A 24,577-nucleotide genomic window follows, 5' to 3' on the forward strand; every position below is an offset into this window, starting at 1 on the left:
GGACCGTGCCCGCGGCCGCCGCGACGGCGTCCTGGTCGGCCACGTCGAGCCCGGCCGCCCGCAGCGCGGCGAGCCCGCAGAACGCCGCGGCCAGGCCGTCCTTCTGGGGCAGTTCCGCCTGGGCCACCGCGGCCAGCCGGGCCCCGCCCGGCAGCCACCGCACCCCGGACAGGTCGAGCTGTCCCCCGTCGATCCCCGAAGACATGATCCCCTCAATAGCGCCAAAGATGGGCAGCGATGATCTCGTCGGCCGTGCGGTCGGCCGCCCACGCCGCGTCGGAGGCCCGGACGGCGCGGAAGGCACCCAGCAGCTCGGCACCGAGCACCCCGGCGATCCGCGGCGACGCCACGAGCGCGGCGTCCTGCTCGGCGGGGTTCGCGGGCAGCGGGTGCACCCCGCGAGCCGCCCGGTCTTCGTCCGTCCAGCCGCCCGGGTCTTCGCCGATCGGCTCGGGCAGGGCGGGCGCGTCCTCGATGCCGGCCATCCCGGCGGCGAGCACGGCGGCCAGCGCGAGGTAGGGGTTGGCCGAGGCGTCGGACGTCTTGAGCTCGACGTTCGCGTGGCCGTCGCCCAGCAGCGCCGAGCCCGGGACGTACCGCAGCGGCGCCTCCCGGTTCTCGACGCCCCAGAACGCGTACGCGCCGGCGAAGTAGCCAGGCCGCAGCCGCAGCGTCGACGGGACGCTGGGCGCGGTGATCGCGGTCAGGGCCGGCAGGTCGCGCAGCAGCCCGGCGAGGTACCCGGCACCCTCGCCGTCCGGGCGGCCGTCTCCGTCGAGCAGGCGGCGGCCCCTGCGGCGCACCGAAGTGTGCAGGTGCCACCCGTTTCCGGCGGCGCCGAGGCCGACGAGGGGCGCGAAGCTGACGGCGAGCCCGTGCACCCGCGCGGCGGCGTGGATGGTCTGCCGGGCGAGCAGCTGGTCGTCGGCGGCGGAGACGGGATCGGCGGGGGCGAGGGAGAGCTCGAGCTGCGCGACGCCGTACTCGGCGTGCAGTTGGCCGATCCGCAGGCCGTTGGCGGCGAAGTCGTGCAGGAGGGCGCCGACGAAGCCGTCGAGCGGGACGAGGGCGTGCGGGCTGTAGGCGGGCCCGGGGTGTCCGGGGGTGGCGAGGACGTCGGAGCTGCCGGCGGGGGCGACGGCGAACTCGAGCTCGTAGCCGGCCCGGAATTCGAGCCCTCGCCGGGCGGCCTCGGCAACCTGGGCTTCGAGGACGGCCCGCTGGCAGTAGGGCCACGGGTCACCGTCGCGGGTGAGCTGCCGGACGGGCGCCCAGGCGAGCGTGGGCTGCCCGGCGAGCCGCCGCAGCCGCTCGACGACGGGCACGAGCCGGATGTCCCCGGACGGCGTGGCGAGGCCTTCGTGCTGGTAGGTGATGGAGTCGTGGCTGTCGAAGACGGCGAAGAGCGAGGTCGCCCCGACCCCGCGCGTGGCGGCATCGGCCAGCCCGGCGACGGGCACGATCCGCGAGCGCGGGATGCCGTTGTTGTCGGCCCAGGCCAGGTGAACCCCACCCACTCCGGCGGCGGCGAAGTCCTTCGCCGCGGCCGACGCCGCTTTGGTCATGGCCACCCGCTTCCTGCTGCCCGGGGTAAGTATCCCGGGTGCGTGTGGTGAGGGCCATCACGAACCGGACCGGGCGCCGGAAGGGCCAAGGCTCGGCCACCGGGCTCGGCAGGAACGCGCCCGACTTCCCTCCGCGCACGCCCGCCAGCCCAGGCCCACCCTCCCTGGGGGATCCGCCCCGCTTCAGCTTATCGAGGGCGGCCGACGGAAACGGCCGCAAAGTGCCTGCCAAGGGGCCGGTTGTCCCCAGGCTGGGCAGGTTGTGGGCAACTCGTCGCAAGCGTTCGAGCGCGGTGTTCGAGCGCCGCCGGTGCACGGTGCCGAACCGCCCGCCCTCAGCCCGGGGGCTCCGCCGCGCTCTCCCGAGCCCCCTCCCGGCTCCGCAACGCCACCCCTGCCACCACCGCCAGCGTCCCCACCGCCTCGGGCACCGAAGGCACCTGACCCAGCAACGCGAACCCCATCACCCCCGCCGTCACCGGCAGCAGCGCCAGCAGCGTCGCGAACCGCGCCTGTCCCACTCGGCGCAGCACCACCTGGTCCAGCGCGTACGGCACCACCGTCGACAGCACCCCCACCCCGACCCCCAGCAGCAGCAACCGTGGCGAAGACCACACCGGCCCCGTCCCCAGCGCGAGCGGAGACAACACCACCGTCCCGGCGAAGAAGCCGATCGCCAGGCTGTCGATGCCGTCGCCGTCCACGGCCACTCTCTTGCCCAGCAGGATGTACCCCGCCCAGGCCGCAGCCGCCCCCAGCGCGAACACCACGCCCCAGAAGCTGCCGCCGATCCGGACGTCCGCGATCGCCACCACGCCCGCCGCCACCAGCACCAGCGCCGCCACGTCCCGCACGGTGCGGGACCCCAGGGCCGCCACCACCACCGGGCCGGCGAACTCCATCGCCACCGCCGTCCCGAGCGGCAGACGGGCGATCGCCTCGTAGAACAGCACGTTCATGCCCGCCGTCACCACGCCGAACACCACGGCCAGCAGCAGACGGCGGCCGCGCCAGGCCGCTCGGCCCGGGCGGCGCCAGGCCAGCAGGACCACCGCCGCACCCAGGCAACGGAGCCAGGCCACCCCCGCGGGGGATGCGTGGCCGAAAAGGCCGACCGCCACTGCCGCTCCGGCGTACATCGAAATTCCGCTGAGAACGAACAAGAGCGGGGCGGGCACCGCGGAAAGCCGTCGCGGGGAAGTCACCGTACTCACCAGCCCATGGTGCCTGACCACGGAAAACGTAACTCTCCGGGTAGTCGTCTCCTGGAATGCGGGATGCCGCTACGGCATCCGGGGTAAATCGACGTGACTCAGGTCCCACCGGCGCGGGAACACTTGCGAGCCGCGAAACGTCTGGAACAGTGGAAGCACGAACACGCGGAGCCGGAGGCGATCGCCGCCACCGGCATCAGTCCCGAAGTGGGCGTAGCTGGATCGATGGCACCGGGCGACCGGTGCCGGGACGGAGGGAGACCCCCATGACATCGCCGACGCTCACCCGCCCCGAACTGACCGCCGCCGACCGCTGTGACCGGTGCGGAGCAGCAGCTCAGGTACGTGCCGTCCTCTCCGGAGGCGGGGAACTGCTCTTCTGCGGGCACCACGCCCGCGAGCACGAGGCCAAGCTCAAGGAACTGTCCGCCGACATCCAGCGGTAACCAGACGAGCGAAAGGCGGCCGGTGTGCACAGGCACCGGCCGCCTTTCTGCATCTTGCAGATTGCGTGTCGGAAATCACGATTCAGTCCCGAACCGTGCGTATTCCGGACACGGAACCGGACAAGAGTCAGACAGAATCCAAGACCACTTCGAACGCCACTTCCGCGGCGCCGAGCAGCCTTCCGTCGGCCCCCAGTGCCGAGCTGACGATCCGGGTGCCACCGACCGCCCGGCTCACCAGGCTGCGCCGGCGCACCTCGGCGCCGACGTGCCTCAGCACCGCCTCGGGCAGCACCGTCAGCAGGTCGCCGAGGATCACCAGCTGCGGCCCGAGCAGGTTGACGATGTTGATCAGCCCCAGCGTCAGCCACTCCGCGAACTCCGCAAGCCGCGTCATCGACGCCTCGGGGTCGCGGCCCAGCTCGCGCAGCTCGAACAGGATCGCCCCGCGCGGGGTGTCCTCGGGCAGCCCGAGCGCCCGGCACAGCGCCGCCTCGCCGACCTCGGTCTCCCAGCACCCGCTGCTGCCGCAGTAGCAGGGCCGCCCGTCCGGCCGGATGACCATGTGCCCGATCTCGCCGACGTAGCCCGAGCCGCCGCGCAGCGCCGAGCCCTCGGCGATGACGCCGCCGCCGACCCCGACGTCCGCCGAGATGTACACCACGTCGGACGCCCCGCGGGCCGCGCCGCGCAGGTGCTCGGCGACCGCGCCGAACTCGGCGTCGTTGCCGACCAGGATCGGGATCTGCAGCACCCCGCCGAGCCGGTCGCCGAGCGCGACGTCGGTCCAGCGCAGGTTCGGGGCCTCGTGCACGTGCCCGTCCGCGCGCCGGACGACGCCGGGCACCGACACCCCGGCCGCCACCGGGGTCACGCCGAGGTCGCCGGCCAGGATGGCCGTCGACTCGATGACGTGGGTGATGACCTCGCCGGGCTGTCCCATCCGGCCGCGCAGGTTCCAGCTGTTGCGGCCCAGGATCTGCCCGCCGAGCCCGACCAGCGCGATCGCGACGTGCTCGACCTGCAGGTCGACCGCGAGCACGACCGCCGCGTGCGGCTGGGGCAGGACCAGGAGCGAGGGGCGGCCCGCCCCTCGTCCCGGCCTCGGCACCTTCTCCTCGACGACGCCGGCTTCGGCGAGCCCGTCGACGAGGGTCTTGATCGTGCTCCGGTTGAGCCCCAGCTCGGCGGCCAGGGTCGCCCGGGTGCTCGGCCCGCCGACGTGCAGCAGGCGGAGCAGGGTCGTGCGGTTGTGCCGGCGCACCTCGTCCGGTCGTGCAACGGGCGTGCTGGTCACGGGCTTTATCATCCCATGCTGGTTCAGCGCGTCGACGCAGCCGCGCGGCGCCGGGACAGCGCGTCGACCGTGGCGGCGAGGAGCAGGACCAGACCGGTGATGATGTTGACCACCGCGGCCGGCTGCTTGAGCAGGCCGAGGCCGTTGATCACGACGGCGATCACGAGGCCACCGACCACGGCGTCGGACACCCGGCCCTTGCCGCCGAACAGCGACGTGCCGCCGATGACGGCCGAACCGACCGCGAACAGCAGCGTGTTGAGGCCACCGGACTGCGGGCTGACCGAACCGACCTTCGACGCGGCGACGATGCCGCCGATCGCCGCGATCGCCGAGCCGATGACGAACACGCTCGCCCGGATCTTCGGCACGTCGATACCGGCGCGGCGGGCGGCTTCCTTGTTGCCGCCGACCGCGTAGACGTACCGGCCGTACTTGGTCCGGTTGAGCACGTAGGTCCCGGCCACCAGCAGCGCCAGCATGATCGGGATGACGTACGGGACGCCCTCGATCGTGACGACCGCCTTGTTCGGCGAGCGGTTGATCGTCAGCAGCCAGGTACCCAGCGCCGACAGCACGACGAGCGCGCCGACCTTGATCATCACCAGCGCCGTCGGCTGGACGACGAGGCCGCGCTTGAGCCGCTTGAAGTGGCTGGTCAGCGTGATCACCGCGAACCCGCCGGCCGCGACGAGGAAGAAGATCCAGCTGCCCAGGATGTTCAGGTTGCCGTTGGCGATCTTGTACAGGATGTCGGAGTTGCTGATGCCGATCGTGCCGCCCTCACCGATGAACTGCAGCAGGACACCCTGCCACACGATGAACAGCGCCAGCGTCACGACGAAGGAGGGCATGCCGATCTTCGACACGAGGAACCCCGTGATGCAGCCGATCGCGGTGCCGACGCAGATCGCCAGCAGGATCTCGAGCCAGGCGTTGGCCGGGACACCGATCGCGACGATCAGCAGGCCGACGAGCGACAGCGCGGCGCCCGCCCAGATCCGCTGGTAGGCCGACAGCAGCATGGCCACGGCGAGGACCGCGATGAACGTGACGAACACGCCGGTCCCCAAGGAGCCCAGCAGGTTCCCCGCGTGCACGTAGTGCAGGGCCATCACGGACGCGGCGGTACCGGAAGCCACACCGGCGGCGAGGTCGATCTCGCCGAGCAGCAGCACGAAGACGATGCCCATCGCGATGATGATCACGCCCGCGCCCTGCGGGAACACGTTGGCGACGTTGGCCAGCGTGAAGAAGTTGTCCGACAGCGCGCTGAACAGGATGACCAGCACGAGCAGGCCGAACAGCGACGGCAGCGCGCCGAGCTCACCGGCCCGCAGGCGGGCGAAGTAGTCGCGGACCGCTTCGCCCGTTGACATCGATGTCGTGTCGATGCCGAAGTCGGAGATCGCCCCGGTCGGGGCCTGGGTCTGCGCGAGCGCGTCGGTGGAAGCGCCGACCTCGTGCTTGGCAGGGGTTTCAGTCATTTCCGGTTCTTTCTTCCCGCTCACAGGACCACGGCTTCGGGCCGGGCCAGGCCGAGGTCACCGGAGCGACCGGCGGTGATCAGTTCCACGACCTGGCCGTGGGTGACGTCCTTCGTGTGCACCTCGGCGACCAGCCGGCCGAGGTAGAGCACGGCGATGCGGTCGGCGACCTCGAACACGTCGGCCATGTTGTGGCTGATCAGCACGACGCCAAGGCCCTGCTCGGCCAGCCGGCGGACCAGGTCGAGCACCTGCCGGGTCTGCGCCACACCGAGGGCGGCGGTCGGCTCGTCGAGCACGACGACCTTGCTGTTCCACAGCACCGACTTCGCGATGGCGACGGTCTGCCGCTGGCCACCGGACAGCGAGGAGACCGGCGTGCGGACCGACTTCACGGTCCGGACCGACAGGGAGGCCAGCGTCTCGCGGGCGGCCTTCTCCATGCTGGCTTCGTCGAGCTTCCAGGAACTGCCGCGCTCGCGGCCGAGGAACATGTTCTGGACGATGTCGAGGTTGTCGGCCAGCGCGAGGTCCTGGTAGACGACCTCGATGCCGAGTTCCGCCGCGTCCTTCGGGCCGCGGATGTGGGCGTCCTCGCCGTTGAACCGCACGGCCCCCGAGTCGTACGGGTGGATGCCGGCGATGCACTTGACGAGCGTCGACTTGCCGGCACCGTTGTCGCCGACCAGTGCGGTGACTTCGCCCGCACGCACGTCGAAGTCCACGTCGTGGAGGACGTGGACCGGCCCGAAGCTCTTGTTCAGGCCCTTGATCTCGAGAATGGGCTCACTCATGGATGGGCTTTCTCCTGGGTGGGGACCGGGCCGGGACGCGCCGTCGGGGTGCGCGTCCCGGCCCGGCTGTTCATGGGGTGTTGCCGGGGCTCAGGAGATGCCGAGCTCGGTGCACTTGGCGGCGAGGTCGCCACCGCAGATCTCGCTCGCCTTGACGTAGCCCTGGGTCACGACGGTCTTGATGTCCTTCGCCAGGATCGTCGTCGGGGTCAGCAGCACGGACTTGATGTCGCGGTTGTTCTTCGGGTCGTGCAGCTTGCCGGTCGCGATGGCGTCGGCCGCGGCCTTGTCGCCCTTGGCCAGCGCGGCAGCCAGCTTCGCGGTCGCCTCGGCCTCTTCCTTGATCGGCTTGAAGACGGTCATGTACTGGTCGCCGCGCATGACCGCCATCAGGCCGTCGGCGGTGGCGTCCTGGCCGGTGACCGGGACCTTGCCGTTGAGGCCGTTCTTCTTGAGGATGGTGATCACCGCGCCGGCCAGGCCGTCGTTCGCCGCGACGACGCCGTCGACCTTGCCGCCGTTGGCCTGGAAGATCTGCTCGAACGTCGTGCCGCCGAGCTGGTTGTCCCAGTCGTTGATCGGCTGCTTCTGGATCCGCTTCAGCTTGCCCGCCGAGAACAGCGGCTCGAGCACCGAGTCCTGGCCGTTGGTGAACAGCGTGGCGTTGTTGTCGGTCGGGGCGCCCTCGATCTGGACGACACCCGCGCCGGCCTTGTCCTTCAGCGCGTCGGCCATGGCCTGGCCCTGGAGCTGGCCGACCTTCTCGTTGTCGAACGAGACGTAGTACTCGGCGGACCCGCCGAGGCTCGGGCGGTCGTAGTCGATGACCGGGATGCCCGCGTTCTTCGCCTTGTTCTCGACGGCGGCACCGACGGCCGGGTCGGACGGGGCGATGATCAGGGCCTTGACGCCGGCGCTGATGAAGCCGTCGGCCAGGGTCGAGAACTTCTGAGCGTCGCCCTGGGCGTTCTGGACGTCGGCCTCGAAGCCCTGCGCCGCGAGGGCGGCCTGCAGCATCGGCTTGTCGAAGGCTTCCCAGCGGGCCGAGCTGGCGGTCTCCGGCAGGATGACGCCGACCTTGCCGTTGGCGCCGCCCCCGGCGGCCGGGGCCGACGAGGAAGCGGAGTTGCTCCCCGTGCCCCCGCTGTTCGAACTGTTGTTGCCGCAGGCGGTCAGCGCGAGGCCGACGCTCACCGTGGCGGCGAGGAGGGTAAGGGTTTTGCTGCGCATCCTCGTTCCTTCCGGATCCAAGCAGTGGTGACGAGCGGCCGTCGGCGTGTGCGTCGGGCCAGCGAGGCGGCGATCCGGGAGGCCCGGCGCACCGTCGCGCATATGTTGTGGGCGACAACATATGCCGCTGAGCGGCTGCGGGGAAGATAGCTGGATCGATTAAATGACACCAATTGGACACGGTTCGGCAACACAGGCTGAACCTCGCCCGGAAAGAGTAGATCCGCTGACGATGTGATCGCCAGCACTCACCGTTAGTTACATCGAGGTTTCATCGAGCCGTGATGTTGGGCCGGTCGTGTGCACCGAGCGCAACCCGTGGCGAATCCACGGGATGGCGGCGTGACCCGTCGCCGACTTGCGGAGTTCGGGCGGTGAAGTGCCCGGAAGGCCACTCGGCGGGGGACGGACGGGCGGTCCGCCGGTGACAGCGTGATACACAGCGTCACAAGCCCGGCGGTGCGGTGATCCCGCCCCGCCGGGAACGGACGGTGACCGCCGGAACTTCAGCCTCCCGGGCGACAGCGCCCGGGATCCGGCACCTCACCAGGACCGCAGCGTCACGATCCGTTCTTCGAGCTGCTCGACGGTCGCCATCGCGGTCACCGGGCCGCCGCAGACCCGCCGCAGCTCGTTGTGGATCGCGCCGTGCGGCTTCTTCGTGCGGTGGTGGTACATGCCGACCAGCGCGTTCAGCTCCTTGCGCAACGCGCCGAGCCGCTCGCTCACCGACTGCGGGCGGGCCGCCGCCGGCGGGGCTTCCTCCTTGGCCGGCTTGCGGCGCTTCTCGTCCGCGATCTGCTCTTCCTGCCGCTTCCGCAGCAGCGCCCGCACCTGGTCCGGCTCCAGCAGGCCCGGCAGCCCCAGGTACTCCTGCTCTTCGTCCGACCCCGAGAACACCGCCGTGCCGAACGAGTTGCCGTCGTAGATGACCTGGTCGAGCTCGGCCGAGGCGCCCAGCGAGGTGAACGCCTTCTCCTCCTCGCCCGGCTCGTCCTCGGTGCGGTTGGCCTGGGCGAGGAGCTCGTCCTCCCAGCCTTCCTTCTCGCGGTGCGGCTTGCCCAGCACGTGGTCGCGCTGGGCCTCCAGCTCGCTGGCCAGCTCCAGCAGCACCGGGACCGACGGCAGGAACACGCTCGCCGTCTCGCCCTTCTTCCGCGCTCGCACGTACCGGCCGATCGCCTGGGCGAAGAACAGCGGCGTCGACGCGCTCGTCGCGTACACGCCCACCGCCAGGCGGGGGACGTCGACGCCTTCGGAGACCATCCGGACCGCCACGATCCAGCGCTCGTTCGTCTCGGAGAACTCCTTGATCCGCCCCGAGGCCTTCGGGTCGTCCGAGAGCACCAGCGTCGGCATCTCCCCGGAGATGCGTTCCAGGATCTTCGCGTACGCCCGCGCCGACTCCTGGTCCGTGGCGATGACCAGGCCACCCGCGTCCGGCACGCTCTGGCGGACCTGCGACAACCGGGTGTCGGCGGCCTGCAGCACCGCCGGGATCCACTCGCCCGCCGGGTCGAGCGCCGTGCGCCACGCCCGGGCGTTCTGCTCCGCCGTGAGCGGCTCGCCGAGCCGGGCGGTGAACTCCTCCCCCGCGCTCGTGCGCCAGGAGGCCTCGCCCGAGTAGGCCAGGAAGACGACCGGCCGGACCACGCCGTCGGCCAGCGCGTCCGCGTAGCCGTACGCGTGGTCGGCCTTGCTGCGCTGGAAACCGCCCGCGTCCGGCTCGTAGGTGACGAACGGGATGGGCGAGTCGTCCGACCGGAACGGCGTCCCGGTCAGGCACAGCCGCCGGACGGCCGGGGTGAACGCCTCGCGGATCGCGTCACCCCAGCTCTTCGCGTCGCCGCCGTGGTGGATCTCGTCGAGGATGACCAGGGTCTTGCGGTTCTCCGTGCGCACCCGGTGCAGCGTCGGGTGCGCCGCGACCTGCGCGTACGTCAGCGCGACGCCGTTGTAGTCGGACGAGGTGACGCCGGTGGTGTTGCGGAAGTTCGAGTCGATGGCGATGCCGGCCGCCGCGGCCGAGGCCGCCCACTGGTGCTTCAGGTGCTCGGTCGGGGTGACGATGGTGATCGCCTCGACCGTGCGGTCGCTGAGCAGCTCCGCGGCGATCCGCAGGCCGAACACCGTCTTGCCGGCGCCCGGCGTCGCCACCGCGAGGAAGTCCTTCGGCTTCTGCGTCAGGTACTTGGTGAGCGCCCGCCGCTGCCACGCCCGCAGCGGGCGCGCGGTCGAGTCCTTCTCCGCGGGAGGCGCCCCGAGCTGCGTCTCCGTCATGCCGGTCCTCCCCCTCGCTCATGCCTTCGTTCGTGCCGTCGTTCATGCCGTCGTTCATGCCATTGACGTGCGAAAACCCTCACTGTGGTACCGACTTCTGCTGCACTGCTTCTGTCGGCGACTGCGGTGAGGGCACTGGACCGAGTCTACCGGCCGGGTCCGACAGTTCCGGGCACCGGCACGGGTGATGTCCTCCGACACGCCCGGCCACAGGGGGCGTGACGAGCCAAATCAGCACGGATGGACCATGCTGGACACGTCATGGGTGAGGTGCAGCCGTCCGCAGCGACGAAGGTGGCCCGCAAGGGGCCGTGGCGGCTCGTCACGCGCACGTTCGCCAAGGCGTGGGAGGGCAACGTCTTCTCCGAGGCCGCGGAGGCGGCCTTCTGGCAGACGCTGTCGCTGCCGCCGCTGCTGCTCGGCCTGCTCGGCAGCCTGGGCTTCGTCGGCGAGTGGTTCGGCCAGGACGTGGTCACCGCGGTGCACGACCGGATCATCGGCTTCTGCAAGACGGTGTTCAGCCAGAACGCCGTCCACGACATCATCGAACCGACCGTGAACAGCATCCTCACCGTCGGCAAGGGCGAGATCGTCTCGGTCGGCTTCCTCATCTCGCTGTGGGCGGGCTCGTCGGCGATGTCGTCGTTCGTGGACGCGATCACCGTCGCGCACGACCAGTACGGCGTCCGCAACGACGTCTGGCAGCGGATCTTCGCGCTGCTGCTGTACCTGTGCGGCCTGGTGATCCTGGTGGTCGGGCTGCCGCTGCTGGCGATCGGCCCCGACCTGCTGCCGGAGTTCTTCCCGGCGGCCTGGCGCCCGACCGTCACGTCGTGGGTGAGCGCGCTGTACTTCCCCGCCCTCGGCGCGATGATCACCCTCGCCCTGACCACGTTGTACAAGCTCGCCCTGCCGCGGAAGCTGCCGTGGCACCGCGGGCTGCCCGGCGCGGTGCTCGCCATGGTCGTGTTCCTGCTGTCCTCGGTCGGCCTGCGCGTCTACCTGAACTGGATCACCAAGACCGGCTACACCTACGGCGCGCTGGCCGCGCCGATCGCGTTCCTGCTGCTGATGTTCTTCATCGGACTGGCCGTGGTCGGCGGCGCGTACTTCAACAGTGCGATCCAGGAGCTGTGGCCGGCCAAGGCGACGCGGCGGCAGCGGCGCAAGTGGCGGCGGCTGGAGATGGAACGCGCCTCCGAGCGGCTGCGCTCGGAAGAGGGCCGCAAGCTGTGGGACCGCTCGACCACGCCGCTGCGGCGCCCGCGCGACGGAGACGTCTCCCCCGGCGGCAGCGAGCCGGAGCCGTCCGAAGAGGACACCTCGTCACCGAGTGCACCGGAACCGGCACCCAGTGCAGCTCAGGGTCGGGGGTCCACCGAAGGGGGGACCCGGAATCCACCCCCAGACTGAGTCGCTCCTCAGGTCGGACATGGGACGCTTCCCCCGTCACTGACGCAGGCGTCGGTCGCCGCGTCGTTCCCGAGGGGGTTTTCCGAGTCATGTCCGTGCTGGCCAGACTGAGCCTGCGCAACCGGAGCCTGATCGGCCTGCTCGCGCTGGTCGTCGTCGGCTTCGGCGCCTTCGCGCTGCCGCAGCTCAAGCAGCAGCTCTTCCCGTCACTGCAGTTCCCGCAGGCGCAGATCGTCACCGCGTACCCGGGCGCGTCGCCGGACGCGGTCGACCGGCAGGTCTCCGAGCCCCTGGAAGGCGGCCTCCAGGGGCTGAAGGGCCTCGAGCAGATCACTTCGACGTCGTCGGACGGCGTCTCGCGGGTCGTCGCGCAGTTCGAGTTCGGCACGGACATCGACGCCGCCGTCTCGCAGATCCAGCAGGTGGTGAACCAGGTCCGGCCGCGGCTGCCGCAGAACACCGAGCCCGCCGTGTCCGCCGGCAGCACCGACGACCTGCCGGTGGTGCTGGTCGCCGCGGGCACCACCGGCGACCCGCAGGCCCTCGCGCCCGCGCTGACCGACCAGGTCGCGCCGGAGCTGCGGAAGATCGACGGGGTCCGCACGGTGACCGTCACCGGCGTGCAGCAGCCGCGGGTCACGATCACGCTCGACTACGCGAAGCTCGCGGCGGCCGGGGTGGACCCGGCCTCGGTCGCGACCACGCTGCAGACCGCGGGCGCCGCGGTGCCGGCCGGGACGCTGACCGAAAACGGCAAGACGCTGTCGGTGCAGGTCGGCGGCGGACAGACCACTGTGGACAGCCTGCGCGGCCTGTACCTGACGCCGACTGCGCGGCCGGGCGCGCCGGCGCGGGGCCCGGTGAAGCTGGGTGACGTCGCCGACGTCCAGCCCGGGTTCGCGCCGCCGACGTCGATCACGCGCACCAACGGGAAGCCGAGTCTCGGCCTCTCGATCACCATGGTGGACAACGGGAACGCCGTCGCGATCTCCCAGGCGGTGCGCGACAAGCTGCCGGACCTGGCGAAGAAGACCGGCGCCGAGATGAGCGTCGTGTTCGACCAGGGCACCCCGGTGAAGGACGCGATCAGCGGCCTGACCACCGAAGGCCTGCTGGGCCTGGCCTTCGCCGTCGTCGTCATCCTGCTGTTCCTGCTCTCGGTGCGTTCGACACTGGTGACCGCGGTCTCGATCCCGCTGTCGGTGGTCGTCGCGCTGCTGGCGCTGTGGACCGGCGACCTGTCGCTGAACCTGCTCACCCTCGGCGCGCTGACCATCGCGATCGGCCGGGTGGTCGACGACTCGATCGTCGTGCTGGAGAACATCAAACGGCACCTCGCGTACGGCGAGGAAAAGGACCGCGCGGTGCTCGACGGCGTCCGCGAGGTGGCCGGCGCGGTCACTTCGTCCACGCTGACGACCGTCGCGGTGTTCCTGCCGATCGCGTTCGTCGGCGGGTTCGTCGGCGAACTGTTCTCGCCCTTCGCGATCACGGTGACGGTGGCGCTGCTGGCGTCGCTGCTCGTCTCGCTGACCGTGGTTCCGGTGCTGGCGTACTGGTTCCTGAAGCGGCCCGCCGTCCCGGCGGACCCCGTCGAGGCCGAGCGGGCGCGCGAAGCGGCCGTCGAGAAGGAGCGTCGCAGCATTCTGCAGCGCGCCTACCTGCCGGTGATCCGGTTCGCGACGCGGCGGCGGCTGACCGTCGTCCTGCTGGCCCTGCTGATCTTCGCGGGCACGGTCGGGCTCGCGACCCGGCTGAACACGAACTTCCTCGACCAGTCCGGCGGCACGACGCTGAACATGACGCAGAAGCTGCCCGCCGGCACCAGCGTCGAGGCGAAGGAGAAGGCGGCCACGGCCGTCGAGCAGGCTCTCGCGGCCGAGTCCGCGGTGCAGACCTACCAGGTCAGCATCGGCGGCGGCGGGACGTTCGGCTTCGGCGGCGGGACCAACACGAGCATCTCCGTCACCGTGGCCAAGGACACCGACCTCGACGCGCTGTCGGACCGGCTGCGGTCGAAGCTGACGTCCCGGCCCGAGCTGGGCGAGATCAAGATCGGCGCGGACGCGTCCGGGTTCAACTCCGACCAGGTCTCGGTGACGGTGACCGCGCCGTCGGAGGCCGCGCTGAAGCCGGCGTCCGACCAGGTGGTGCAGGCGCTGCGAGGGGTGGCCGGGCTGACCGAGGTGTCGAGCGACCTGAGCGTCGGCTCGCCGCGGGTGCAGGTCGAGGTGGACGACGCCGCGGCCGCCGCGCGCGGGCTGTCGGCGAGCACCATCGGGCAGATCGCCAACCAGGCGATCGCCGGCCGCACGGTGACCCAGCTGCCGGTCGGCGGGCAGCGCACGGACATCGTGCTGCGCGCCGGCACCGCGCCGGTCACCGTCGACCAGGTGCGCGGGCTGCCGATCCCGGGCCCGGGCGGCGTCGTCCGGCTCGACGAGGTGGCTCGCGTGTCCACTGTGGATGGTCCCGCGTCGGTGCGGCGCACCGGCGGCGACCTGAGCACCACGGTGACGGCGAAGAACACCGGGGACGACCTGAGCAAGACCACCGCGGACATCAAGTCCAAACTGGACGGACTGACGTTCACCGGCGGTGCGGCGTACTCGCTGGGCGGCGTCAGCCAGGACCAGCAGGAGGCGTTCTCGAACCTGTTCCTGGCGTTGCTCGCGGCCATCGCGATCGTGTTCCTGATCATGGTGGCGACGTTCCGCAGCCTGATCCAGCCGCTGATCCTGCTCGTGTCGATCCCGTTCGCGGCGACCGGCGCGATCGGGCTGCTCCTGGCCACCGGGACCGCGCTCGGCCTGCCGGCGCTGATCGGGATGCTGATGCTGGTCGGCATCGTGGTGACCAACGCGATCGTGCTGATCGACCTGATCAACCAGTACCGGGCGGAGGGGATGAGCGTCGCCGACGCCGTCACCGAAGGCGGCCGGCGCCGGCTGCGCCCGATCCTGATGACCGCGGCGGCGACGATCTTCGCCCTGGTCCCGATGGCGCTGGGCATCACCGGCCAGGGCGGGTTCATCGGCCAGCCCCTGGCGATCGTGGTGATCGGCGGCCTGGTCAGCTCGACGCTGCTGACCCTGGTCCTGGTCCCGACCCTCTACACGATGGTCGAGACCCGCAAGGAACGCCGCCGCGCCCGCCGCGCAGCCCGCCGAACCCCGGCCCAGGCCCCGGACTCGGAGTCCCTCAACCCCGAACTCGCGTGATCCGAGGGGCATCACCCGTGCTTTGAGGGGCGTCACCCGTGATCAGAGAGGCATCACGCGTGATTGGCGGGGCATCACTCCGATGCCCGTCCAATCACGGGTGATGCCCCCTCGATCACGGGTGATGCCCCCGCAGTCACGCGTGATGCCCCTTTCCGCTCACTGGCGGAAGCGGTAGGTCCTGCTGTCCCAGAGGATGCAGATGCTCGGGGCCATGACCACCACGCGGAGGGTGTTGTCGCGTTCGTCGAAGTCGATGCCCTCGACCTCGAACGAGCCCGAGCAGCCGCTGCGGAGCGGGAGCTGGCCCAGGGACGTGACGTGGCCGGTGACGTCCGAGCCGGTCAGCGGGCCGGCCAGGTCGACCTGGAGGAGCGGCTTCGTCGTGCCGAAGAGGCTGCCGTCCGGGTCGTCGGACGCGCAGAGCAGGCGGGTCGCGGTCTGGAAGTCGCAGCCCTGGACGTCGCGGACCGCGTGGTCCAGGCGGATCGCGCCGGCCAGCGGCAGGTTCTGCGCCGGGTTCGTGGCCACCACGCCGGGCATCGGGTGGACCAGGAGCCGGTCCATCGTGCCCCACTCCCCCGCCACCAGCCAGCGCGCGTCGGGCGAGACCGCGGCGAAGGAGTTGTTGTTCGCTTCCCAGGACTCGAGGGCGTGCTTGTAGTTCGCCCACGAACCGTCCGGGGCCTGGACGCGGAAGAGCTTCGCGCCGCGGTCGTCACGCTGGTACGGCTCGACGTACCAGCCCTGGGCCGAGCCAGGGTCGCCGACGTGGTTCCAGCCCTGGGCGTTCAGGTCGGCCGGGATCGTGCCGATCCCGGTGTAGCGGATCGTCGTCCCCGAAGGACGCACGATCGTCGCGAGGCCCTGGCTCTCGTCGAGGGCGCGGGCGTTGTCGGAGCCGACCTCCGTCCAGCCCGTGACGGCCTGGGCCAGCGCGGGCGAGACCACGGCGAGCAGGGCGGCGAGGGTGAGCACGATCCCGGTTCTGCGCATGTGCGACTCCGGTGGGTGAGAGGGACCTGGCCCGCTGGATTTACCAGGTCACGGGCACCCGGCACACCCGCCGAATGAAGGTTTTTCACGTTTGTTCGACGACTTGTCCGATTCCGGACAGGTCGAAACCCCGGCGGGACACCCCACCGGGGTTCAGGCCCGGATCACTTACCGGGGCGGAGACTGTCGTAGATCTCCTTGCAGGCCGGGCAGACCGGCGACCCGGGCTTCGGCGACTTCGTCACCGGGAAGACCTCGCCGCACAGCGCCACCACGTGAGTGCCCATGACCGCGCTCTCGGCGATCTTGTTCTTCTTCACGTAGTGGAACATCTTCGGCGAGTCGTCGTCGGTGGTGTCCGTGCCCTCGGGCGTGGTTTCCGGCTTCGTCAGCGTCTCGGTGCTCACCCGGCCATTGTGCCCGAGTCCCCGCGCGGAAGGTCTCCGGCCTGGCAGGATCCCCGGCATGTTCCAGAAGGTGCTCGCGACGTTCGGCTCGGGCGGGGCGCGGATCGACGCCCGCCTGCTCGACGCCACCGTCGCCCCCGGCCGCCCGCTCCACGGCGAGGTGCTGCTGCTGGGCGGCGAGGTCGACCAGGAGATCAAGGGGCTCGCGGTGACGCTCCTGGCCCGCGTCCAGGTCCCCGGCGGCAAGACCGAAGACCTCCCCTTCGGCACCCAGCACCTGGTCGGCAACGAGGTCATCCGGGCCGGCCGGCAGGTCCGCGTGCCGTTCGAGGTCCCCCTGCCCTGGGAAACGCCGATGACCAGCGTCTACGCCAAGCCGCTGACGGGTATGGCGGTCGGCGTCCGGGCCGAACTCGACCTCGCCGCCGCCGTCAGCGACCCCTTCGACGCCGACGCCGTCGCGATCGAGCCGCTTCCGGCGCAGATGCGGATCCTCGACGCGCTCAGCCGGCTCGGCTTCACCTTCCGCGAGGCGGTCCTCGAACAGGGCCGGGTCGACGGCGCCCGCCAGCAGCTGCCGTTCTTCCAGGAGATCCGCTTCACGCCTTCGCCGCGCTTCGCGAGCATCTTCTCCCAGGTCGCGGTCACCTTCCTGACCTCGGCCGAACGCACCGACGTCGTGCTGGAGGTCACCAAGCGGGTCCGGGTGAGCAAGACCGGCGGGTTCGGCGGCCGCGGCCAGGACTTCCTCGGGATGTTCACCATGAAGCCGGACGTCAACTGGGAGCAGCAGCTCGAGGACTGGCTCGACCTCCTCGCCCGCCCGCGCGGGATCTTCGACTGATGGAGTGGCCTGAAGCGGTCGCCTCGCTCGGCGGCACGTCCGACGCCTGGCCGCGGCTGCGGGCCCGGTACGCCGAGCCGCACCGCCGCTACCACACTCTCACGCACGCGGCCGCCGTCGCACGCGACTCCGCCTGGCTGGCCGAAGGTCTCGGCGACACCGACCGCGCCATCGTCGCCGTCGCGGCGTGGACGCACGACGTCGTGTACGACGCGAAGCCCGGCGAAGACGAACGAGCCAGCGCCGCCTGGGCCCGCGACGCGCTCGAAGGCGTGGCCGAAGCGCACGTCGAGCGCATCGAAGGCCTGATCCTCGCCACGATCGGGCACGACGCCCCGCCGGACGACCCGCTGGCCACCGCCCTCCTCGACGCCGACCTCGCCGTTCTCGGCGCGCCGCCGGACCAGTACGCCGCCTATGCGGACGGGGTCCACCAGGAGTACGCGAAGTACCCCGACGAGGTCTGGCGCGAAGGCCGCATCGCCGTCCTCGAGCGCCTGCTGTCCCGGCCGCTCTACCGCAGCGAAGCCGCCCGGACACGCTGGGCGAGCGCCGCCGGAAGCAACCTCACCACCGAGCTGACCCACTGGCGCGGCGAGCGGACCGATCACCGATGATGGTCCCTCGTGACTACCGCACTCTCGCTGCACGAAGAGGTCGCCTCGGCGCTGCGTGACGGGCACCCCGTCGTCGCGCTGGAGAGCACCATCCTGTCCCACGGCCTGCCGCCGGGCCGCAACCTCGACGTCGCCCGCCGCCTCGAAGGCGTGGTCCGCGACGGCGGCGCCGTCCCGGCCACGATCGCGGTGCTCGACGGGCGGGTCGTCGTCGGCCTCTCCCCCGCCGAGCTCGAGCGCGTCTGCGCGCCGGACGCCGGCCTGGACAAGCTCTCGCTGCGCGACCTCGGCCCGGCCGTCGGCCTCGGCCGCTCGGGCGCGACGACCGTGGCGAGCACGTCGGCGCTGGCCGCCGCGGCCGGGATCGGGATGTTCGCCACCGGCGGCCTCGGCGGTGTGCACGTCGGAGCCGCGCAGTCCTGGGACGTCTCGGCCGACCTCGGCGTGCTGGCGAAGGTGCCGACCGTGGTCGTCTGCTCCGGCGTGAAGTCGGTGCTCGACATCCCGGCCACCCTCGAGGTCCTGGAGACGAACTCGGTGCCGGTGCTGGGCTACCGCACCGACGACTTCCCGGCGTTCTACCTGCGTTCGTCGGGCCACCAGGTCGGCTGGCGGGTCGACGACCCGAAGCAGGCCGCCGCCGTCATCGACGCACACCGCGCGTACGCGAATTCCGGTGTCCTGCTGGCGAACCCGATTCCCGAAGCGTCCGAAATGGACAAACAGCTGCACGACCGGCTGCTCGCCGAGGGCCTCGCGCTCGTCGAGGAGCAGGGCGTGCACGGCGCCGACGTCACGCCGGTGCTGCTCGAGCACTTCCACACCGCGAGCGGCGGGGTGAGCATCGACGCGAACGAAGCCCTCGTGCTGAACAACGCCAAGCTGGCCACCGAGGTCGCGGTGGCGCTGGCATGAGCGAGCTTGCGAGTGAATCATCCGGCCCTGGTGGGATCGTGGTGGTCGGCGACGCCGCTCTCGACGTGATCGCCCGGCACGACAAACCGTTGCCGCACGGCGGCGACGCCCGCGCGAAGATCCGGTTCACCGGCGGCGGCGCGGGCGCCAACACGGCGCTGTGGCTGCGGCACCTGGGCGCGGAGACGACGCTGCTGGCGCGGATCGGCGACGACCCGGGCGGCCGGCTGATCCGGGCCGAGCTGGAGGCGGCGGGCGTGCGGTGCGCGTTCGCCGTCGACCCCGAGGCGCCGACCTGCTGCGTGGTGGTGATGGTCGACGGGTCCGGGCAGCGCAGCATGCTGGCCGACCGCGGCGCGAACCAGCGGTTCGTGCCCGAGGACGTCACCCCCGAGGCCCTGGAAGGCGCGAGCCACCTGCACCTGTCCGGGTACGTGCTGCTCGACCCGCCGTCGCGCGCGGCCGGTCTCGCCGCGCTGGCCGCGGCCCGCGAAGCGGGGTTGACGACGTCGGTCGACCCGCAGGCCGCCGCGCACATCACCGACCCGGCCGCGTTCCTGGCCGACGTCCGCGGGGTCGACCTGCTGATGCCGAACACCGAAGAGCTGGTCGCGCTGACCGGCTCGGCGGATCCGGCGTCGGCGAAGGAACTGCTCGGCACGGTCGGCGCGGTCGTGGTCACGGCGGGCCTCGACGGGGCCAGCTGGGTCGACGCGGGCGGCGTCACCAGCGTGCCGGCGGTCGAAGCGGACTGCATCGACTCGACCGGTGCGGGCGACGCCTTCGACGCGGGGGTGCTCACCGGCTGGCTGGCCGGGGAGTCCACTGTGGACGTCCTGCGGCACGGCACCCGGCTGGGCGCACTGGCCGTCGGCAAGGTGGGCCCCCAGCCGTCGTGAGGCTCAGCCGTCGATCACGCGGTGGCTGGTGCTTTCGATCGCCTTCGCCTCGCGCTGGTAGGTGTTCACCTTCTCCGACTTGCGGGGCGGGCGGTCGTTGGCGATCAGCACCGCGATCCACGGCAGCGGCACCGAAATCGCCAGGAAGCCCAGCGCCAGCCACCACACGTGGTAGGTCAGCCCGGCCGCGATCAGGCACGGGATGCGGCAGCACATCATGATGACGTACTTGCGCTTGCGCGCGGCGAACTGCTCTTCGTACGACGGGGCCGCCCCGGTGATCAGCACCGGGTCCGAGTCGTTGGCGGGCATGGTCACTGCACCACCTCCGCCTTCCATCGTCCCACTTGCGCGGTTCATCCGACACCGGGGTGACGCATCTTGCTCAACGCGGCCACCACGAGGGTCTCGATGCCGGTCCGCAGGGTCGGGTGCAGGATCGGCGCGAACCGCGGCGAGTGGTTGGACGGGATGTCGCGCTCGAACCGGCCCTCGGTCATCGCCGTGATCACCGTCTGCGGGTCGAAGCCGCCGACCAGCCAGAACACCGACGGCACGCCCGCCGCCCGGCCGAACTCGCTGAAGTCCTCACTCCCGGTGATCAGCGGTGCCGGCAGCACGACGTCGGCGCCGAAGTGGCCGCGGAAGACCTCGGTGAGGGCCTCGTTGGCGGCCTCGTCGTTCTCGGTGACCGGATAGGCGCCGGACCGCTCGATCTCGGGCGGCTTCGGCGCGCCGGCCGTGGCGGCCTCGCCGTGGACGATCCGCTCGACCGCGGCCAGCACCCGCTCGCGCACGGCCTGGTCGAACGACCGGACGTTGACCTCCAGCACGGCGTCGTCGGCGATCACGTTGGCCGCGGTGCCCACGTGCAGCGAACCGACCGTGACCACGGCCGAGTCGGTGGCGGCGACCTCCCGCGAGACGATCGTCTGCAGCTTGAGCACCACGGAGGCGGCCAGCACGGCCGGGTCGACGGTGGTCTCCGGGCGCGAGCCGTGCCCGCCGCGGCCGTGCAGGGTGACGCGCAGCGTGTCGGTGGCGGCCATGATCACGCCGGGCCGGGTGAGCACCCAGCCGGCCGGGCCGGGGACCAGGTGCTGGCCGAAGACGACGTCCGGCTTGCCCGCGATGTCGAAGAGCCCGTCGCGAACCATCGCCGCCGCGCCGCCCGCGCCCTCCTCCCCCGGCTGGAACACCACCAGCAGCGTCCCGGACCAGCTGTCACGGCCCTTGGCGAGCAGCGCGGCGGCGCCGGAGAGCCAGGTGGCGTGCATGTCGTGGCCGCAGGCGTGCATGACGGGCACGTCGTTGCCGTGCTCGTCGGTGGCGCGGGCGGTGCTGGCGTAGGACAGCCCGGTCTTCTCCTCGACCGGCAGCGCGTCGATGTCGGCCCGCAGCTGCACCACCGGCCCTTCGCCGTTGCGCAGCACGCCCAGCACGCCGGTGCCGGCGATGCCGGTGTGCACCTCGTAGCCGTCGCCCTCCAGCCGCCGGGCCAGCTCGGCCGCCGTCCGGGTCTCGGCGAAGGACAGCTCCGGGTGCCGGTGGAAGTCGATGTACAGCGCTTCGAGTTCGGGCAGCGCCGCGTCGAGCGGGGCGAGGACGCGTTCAAGGGTCACGGGGGCCATCGTGGCAGCATTACCCACCGTGAGCACGCGAAGCGAGTTGCCCGCCCTGTCCGACGACGTCTGCGCGCGGCTGCGCGAGGCCTTCCGGCGCACCTCCTACGACGCCGACGGCGTGGTGGCGGCCCTCGGCGGGGCCGCGCACGCGGCGCTGGGCCGCGGCGAGCCGGTGCCCGCCGAGCGCGCGACCCGGGACGCGGGGGACCTCGGCACGCTGATCCGGCTGTTCCTGCTGGGCGGCACCGAACCGGAGACCGCGGTCAAGGCCGCCCTCGCGCCGCTCGCGGTCGAGGACGCCGTCGCCGCCGGCGTGCTGGCGGCCGTCGACGGCGGCTACCGGGCCGCCCTCGACATCCGGCCGCACGGTGACGAAGAGGGCTCGTGGTGGGTCGTGTCGGACCTCGACGCCGACCTGCTGGGCCACACCGTCCCCGAGGACCACGTGCTCGGCGTCGGCCACGCGTCGCTGTCGCTGATCCGCGCGACCAGCCGCCGCCCGGTCGGCACCCTGCTCGACCTGGGCACCGGCAACGGCGTGCAGGCGCTGCACGCGACCCGGCACGCCCAGCGCGTCACCGCCACCGACGTCTCCTCGCGGGCCCTCGCCCTGGCCGCGGCGACCTTCCGGCTGAACGAGCTGGACGTCGAACTGGTCCGCGGCGAGTGGTTCGCGCCGGTCGCGCGGCGGAAGTTCGACCAGGTCGTGTGCAACCCGCCGTTCGTGGTCGGCCCGGCGCGGGTGGACTACACCTATCGCGACTCCGGGCTGGCCGGCGACGACGCGAGCGCGCTGGTCGTGCGGCAGCTGCCGGGGTTCCTCACCGACGGCGGCACCGGGCACCTGCTCGCCTCCTGGCTGCACACCGGAAAAGAGGACTGGGCCGATCGGGTGAGCCGCTGGCTGCCCGCCGAGACCGACGCCTGGTTCGTGCAGCGCGACGTCGCCGATCCTGCGCTCTACGTCGGCACGTGGCTGCGTGACGCCGGCCTCGACCCGCGTTCGCCCGAAGGCCGGGCGAAGGCGGCGGCGTGGCTCGACTGGTTCGCCGCCAACGACGTCCGCGGCATCGGCTTCGGGTTCGTCACGCTGCGGCGGGCGTCCGGGCGAACACCGACCGTCGTGTGCGAGGACCTGCGCCAGGCCTACGACGACCCGCTGGGCCCGGAAGCGGCCGGCTGGCTCGACCGGGTGGAATGGCTGCGTGAATCGGGTGATTCATTGCTGGATGTCCGTTTCGTGGTGCCGGACACGGTGTTGCTCGAAAGCGTCGAAGAACCCGGTGACGAGGGCTGGGCGACGACCGTCCGGCGGCTGCACCGCACCGACGGGCCGGGCTGGCAGCACGAGGTCGACGAACTGGCCACGCGGCTGCTCGCGGGCTGCCGCGGCGTGCTGCCCCTGGAGGACCTGATCGAGCTCCTCGCGGCGGCGCAGGGCCTGTCGCCGGAGGAACTGGCGGCCGCCGCGCTGCCCGTCGTCCGGGAGCTCGTCCGGCACGGCATGCTCGTCCCGGCGGGCCGGTGAGGGCGGTCGCGGCCCGCGTCACGCGGGCGGACGTGACGGTCGACGGCGAGGTCGTCGGCGCGATCGACGAGCCGGGTTTGCTTGTGCTGCTGGGAATCCACGTCGGCGACGATCCGGCGAAGGCCGTCACGATGGCCCGCAAACTGCACGAACTGCGGGTGCTGCGCGACGAGGAATCATGCGCCACGGCGAATGCGCCACTGCTCGTGGTGAGCCAGTTCACGCTCTACGGCGACACGAAGAAAGGGCGGCGGCCGTCGTGGACGCAGGCGGCCCGGCCGGAGGTCGCCGAGCCTTTGGTGGACGCCGTCGTGGCCGAGCTGCGCGGCCGCGGCGCCACCGTGGCGACCGGTCGTTTCGGGGCGATGATGGCAGTGTCGAGCGTGAACGACGGTCCGTTCACGGTTTTGGTGGAGGTCTAGACCACTCGCCTCAGGTTCATTTCCTGACCGGATTCACATGGAATTCTCAGGTATCCCCGTCACGGAACGTTCTCAGCAAAAGCTCAGCATTGGTCGAGCAACCGGATCGCTCCGGCATCCGTCTTCTCCTATGACGAGCCGGGAACGTTTTGGGAACCCGGAGCGTTGTGCCAGATGTCCAGCCAAGCCGGCCGGACCGGCGTACCGGGATCCACAGGCCCCGGTCCGCGGGTACGCACCCGGTGGACGACCGCAGCAGCACGTTCAGCCCGTGACCGGGGAGGCAGAATGTCAGTCCAGACTCTCGAACGCGAGTCGCGCGGGATTCGCGAGCGCATCCCGGCTCAGACGACCGAGGAGCCGTCGACGTTGGGCGTGGGGGCGCTCACCGACGCCGACCTCGACGCCCAGAGCCCCGCCGCCGACCTCGTCCGCGTCTACCTCAACGGCATCGGCAAGACGGCCCTGCTGTCCGCGGCCGACGAGGTCGAGCTGGCGAAGCGCATCGAAGCCGGCGTGTTCGCCCAGCACATGCTGGACACCGCCGAGGAGCTCACGGCCAAGCGCCGCACCGAGCTGGCCGCGCTGGTGCGTGATGGCCACGTGGCCAAGAACCACCTGCTGGAGGCCAACCTCCGCCTGGTGGTCTCGCTCGCCAAGCGCTACACCGGCCGGGGGATGCCGCTGCTCGACCTGATCCAGGAGGGGAACCTGGGTCTCATCCGCGCGGTGGAGAAGTTCGACTACTCCAAGGGGTTCAAGTTCTCGACCTACGCCACCTGGTGGATCCGGCAGGCGATCACCCGGGGCATGGCCGACCAGGGCCGCACCATCCGGCTGCCGGTCCACCTGGTGGAACAGGTGAACAAGCTGGCCCGCATCAAGCGCGACCTGCACCAGCAGCTCGGCCGCGACGCGACGCACGAGGAGCTGGCGGCCGAGTCGGGCATCCCGGCGCACAAGATCTCGGACCTGCTCGACCACTCGCGTGACCCGGTAAGCCTGGACATGCCGGTCGGCACCGAGGAAGACGCTCCCCTGGGCGACTTCATCGAGGACTCGGAGGCCACGGACGCCGAAAGCGCCGTGATCTCGGGCCTGCTGCAGGACGACCTGCGCCGCGTCCTGGCGACGCTGGACGACCGCGAGCAGCACGTGATCCGCCTCCGCTACGGCCTCGACGACGGCCAGCCGCGCACGCTCGACCAGATCGGCAAGCACTTCGGGCTGTCCCGCGAGCGCGTCCGCCAGATCGAGCGCGAGGTCATGTCGAAGCTGCGCCAGGGCGAGCGGGCCGACCGGCTCCGCGCGTACGCCAGCTGATCGCTTTTGTCCGAGGGCGGGTGCACTGGGTGCACCCGCCCTCGGTCGTTTCCG

Annotated in this window: 22 protein-coding genes; 10 read left to right on the forward strand and 12 right to left on the reverse strand. The window is 71.5% G+C overall.

Annotated elements, in window-relative coordinates:
• The 3 genes from IE317_RS41665 to IE317_RS41675 all read right to left on the reverse strand — a co-directional run.
• A partial coding sequence (locus tag IE317_RS41665) for a DUF6885 family protein (RefSeq protein WP_415307096.1) occupies positions 1 to 205 on the reverse strand: 205 nt, incomplete at its 3' end.
• A 7-nt stretch (positions 206 to 212) separates the two neighbouring features.
• Entirely contained in the window at positions 213 to 1,565 is a 1,353-nt protein-coding gene (locus IE317_RS41670; RefSeq protein ID WP_191316870.1) for a glutamine synthetase, read from the reverse strand.
• Positions 1,566 to 1,900: 335 nt separating this feature from the next.
• Positions 1,901 to 2,704, reverse strand: coding sequence for an EamA family transporter (locus tag IE317_RS41675; protein WP_191316891.1), 804 nt, complete (start codon positions 2,702 to 2,704; stop codon positions 1,901 to 1,903).
• A gap of 341 nt (positions 2,705 to 3,045) precedes the next feature.
• On the opposite strand from IE317_RS41675, the gene IE317_RS41680 reads away from it, so the two are divergent.
• Positions 3,046 to 3,225, forward strand: coding sequence for a DUF7455 domain-containing protein (locus tag IE317_RS41680; protein ID WP_191316871.1), 180 nt, complete (start codon positions 3,046 to 3,048; stop codon positions 3,223 to 3,225).
• 127 nt (positions 3,226 to 3,352) lie between these two features.
• On the opposite strand, the gene IE317_RS41685 is transcribed toward IE317_RS41680, so the two are convergent.
• The 5 genes from IE317_RS41685 to IE317_RS41705 all read right to left on the reverse strand — a co-directional run bounded on the left by IE317_RS41685 (position 3,353) and on the right by IE317_RS41705 (position 10,313).
• The gene (locus IE317_RS41685; protein WP_191316872.1) at positions 3,353 to 4,534 is read right to left on the reverse strand and encodes an ROK family transcriptional regulator; all 1,182 of its coding nucleotides are present in this window, start codon (positions 4,532 to 4,534) and stop codon (positions 3,353 to 3,355) included.
• 11 nt (positions 4,535 to 4,545) lie between these two features.
• Complete coding sequence (locus IE317_RS41690; protein ID WP_191316873.1) at positions 4,546 to 6,009, reverse strand: sugar ABC transporter permease; 1,464 nt, start codon at positions 6,007 to 6,009, stop codon at positions 4,546 to 4,548.
• Positions 6,010 to 6,029: 20 nt separating this feature from the next.
• Positions 6,030 to 6,803 (reverse strand): ATP-binding cassette domain-containing protein, encoded by a 774-nt coding sequence (locus IE317_RS41695; protein WP_043783645.1) that lies wholly within the window; start codon positions 6,801 to 6,803, stop codon positions 6,030 to 6,032.
• A 90-nt stretch (positions 6,804 to 6,893) separates the two neighbouring features.
• Positions 6,894 to 8,033, reverse strand: a complete 1,140-nt coding sequence (locus tag IE317_RS41700) for a sugar ABC transporter substrate-binding protein (RefSeq protein ID WP_191316874.1) — start codon at positions 8,031 to 8,033, stop codon at positions 6,894 to 6,896.
• Between the two features lie 543 nt (positions 8,034 to 8,576).
• Entirely contained in the window at positions 8,577 to 10,313 is a 1,737-nt protein-coding gene (locus tag IE317_RS41705) for a DEAD/DEAH box helicase (protein ID WP_191316875.1), read from the reverse strand.
• Positions 10,314 to 10,574: 261 nt separating this feature from the next.
• On the opposite strand from IE317_RS41705, the gene IE317_RS41710 reads away from it, so the two are divergent.
• Together IE317_RS41710 and IE317_RS41715 are read left to right on the forward strand one after the other, a co-directional pair.
• Entirely contained in the window at positions 10,575 to 11,726 is a 1,152-nt protein-coding gene (locus tag IE317_RS41710; protein ID WP_191316876.1) for a YihY/virulence factor BrkB family protein, read from the forward strand.
• Between the two features lie 89 nt (positions 11,727 to 11,815).
• Entirely contained in the window at positions 11,816 to 14,947 is a 3,132-nt protein-coding gene (locus tag IE317_RS41715; protein ID WP_191316877.1) for an efflux RND transporter permease subunit, read from the forward strand.
• A 159-nt stretch (positions 14,948 to 15,106) separates the two neighbouring features.
• Here IE317_RS41715 and IE317_RS41720 read toward each other — a convergent pair whose 3' ends face one another.
• Together IE317_RS41720 and IE317_RS41725 are read right to left on the reverse strand one after the other, a co-directional pair.
• A complete protein-coding gene (locus tag IE317_RS41720) occupies positions 15,107 to 15,943 on the reverse strand; it encodes a hypothetical protein (protein WP_191316878.1) in 837 nt (278 codons plus the stop codon).
• Between the two features lie 164 nt (positions 15,944 to 16,107).
• Positions 16,108 to 16,350 carry a DUF3039 domain-containing protein gene (locus IE317_RS41725; RefSeq protein WP_004561020.1) on the reverse strand — a complete coding sequence of 81 codons (243 nt, stop codon included), beginning with the start codon at positions 16,348 to 16,350 and terminating at the stop codon, positions 16,108 to 16,110.
• A 58-nt stretch (positions 16,351 to 16,408) separates the two neighbouring features.
• Between IE317_RS41725 and IE317_RS41730 the strand changes: the two genes are divergently transcribed.
• Genes IE317_RS41730 through IE317_RS41745 form a run of 4 tightly spaced genes read left to right on the forward strand, consistent with a single transcriptional unit; the run spans position 16,409 to position 19,625 of the window.
• Positions 16,409 to 17,194, forward strand: a complete 786-nt coding sequence (locus IE317_RS41730) for a sporulation protein (protein WP_191316879.1) — start codon at positions 16,409 to 16,411, stop codon at positions 17,192 to 17,194.
• The gene (locus tag IE317_RS41735) at positions 17,194 to 17,811 is read left to right on the forward strand and encodes an HD domain-containing protein (protein WP_191316880.1); all 618 of its coding nucleotides are present in this window, start codon (positions 17,194 to 17,196) and stop codon (positions 17,809 to 17,811) included. The genes IE317_RS41730 and IE317_RS41735 overlap by 1 nt, the downstream gene beginning before the upstream one ends.
• A gap of 9 nt (positions 17,812 to 17,820) precedes the next feature.
• Positions 17,821 to 18,726: a pseudouridine-5'-phosphate glycosidase gene (locus tag IE317_RS41740; RefSeq protein ID WP_191316881.1), complete on the forward strand. Its 906-nt coding sequence runs from the start codon at positions 17,821 to 17,823 to the stop codon at positions 18,724 to 18,726.
• Entirely contained in the window at positions 18,723 to 19,625 is a 903-nt protein-coding gene (locus tag IE317_RS41745) for a carbohydrate kinase family protein (protein ID WP_191316882.1), read from the forward strand. Before IE317_RS41740 ends, IE317_RS41745 begins: the two co-directional genes overlap by 4 nt.
• Before the next feature lie 3 nt (positions 19,626 to 19,628).
• On the opposite strand, the gene IE317_RS41750 is transcribed toward IE317_RS41745, so the two are convergent.
• The gene (locus tag IE317_RS41750; protein ID WP_191316883.1) at positions 19,629 to 19,964 is read right to left on the reverse strand and encodes a DUF3099 domain-containing protein; all 336 of its coding nucleotides are present in this window, start codon (positions 19,962 to 19,964) and stop codon (positions 19,629 to 19,631) included.
• Positions 19,965 to 19,981: 17 nt separating this feature from the next.
• Complete coding sequence (locus IE317_RS41755) at positions 19,982 to 21,247, reverse strand: amidohydrolase (protein WP_191316884.1); 1,266 nt, start codon at positions 21,245 to 21,247, stop codon at positions 19,982 to 19,984.
• A gap of 28 nt (positions 21,248 to 21,275) precedes the next feature.
• Between IE317_RS41755 and IE317_RS41760 the strand changes: the two genes are divergently transcribed.
• From IE317_RS41760 to IE317_RS41770, 3 genes are all read left to right on the forward strand, one after another.
• Positions 21,276 to 22,778, forward strand: coding sequence for a DUF7782 domain-containing protein (locus IE317_RS41760; RefSeq protein WP_191316885.1), 1,503 nt, complete (start codon positions 21,276 to 21,278; stop codon positions 22,776 to 22,778).
• Positions 22,775 to 23,200, forward strand: a complete 426-nt coding sequence (gene dtd, locus IE317_RS41765; RefSeq protein ID WP_191316886.1) for a D-aminoacyl-tRNA deacylase — start codon at positions 22,775 to 22,777, stop codon at positions 23,198 to 23,200. The genes IE317_RS41760 and dtd overlap by 4 nt, the downstream gene beginning before the upstream one ends.
• Positions 23,201 to 23,488: 288 nt before the next feature.
• The gene (locus tag IE317_RS41770) at positions 23,489 to 24,523 is read left to right on the forward strand and encodes a sigma-70 family RNA polymerase sigma factor (protein ID WP_229903200.1); all 1,035 of its coding nucleotides are present in this window, start codon (positions 23,489 to 23,491) and stop codon (positions 24,521 to 24,523) included.
• Positions 24,524 to 24,577: the final 54 nt, after the last annotated feature.

Source organism: Amycolatopsis bullii, from assembly GCF_014654205.1.
In the GTDB taxonomy this organism is placed as follows: Bacteria; Actinomycetota; Actinomycetes; order Mycobacteriales; family Pseudonocardiaceae; genus Amycolatopsis; species Amycolatopsis plumensis.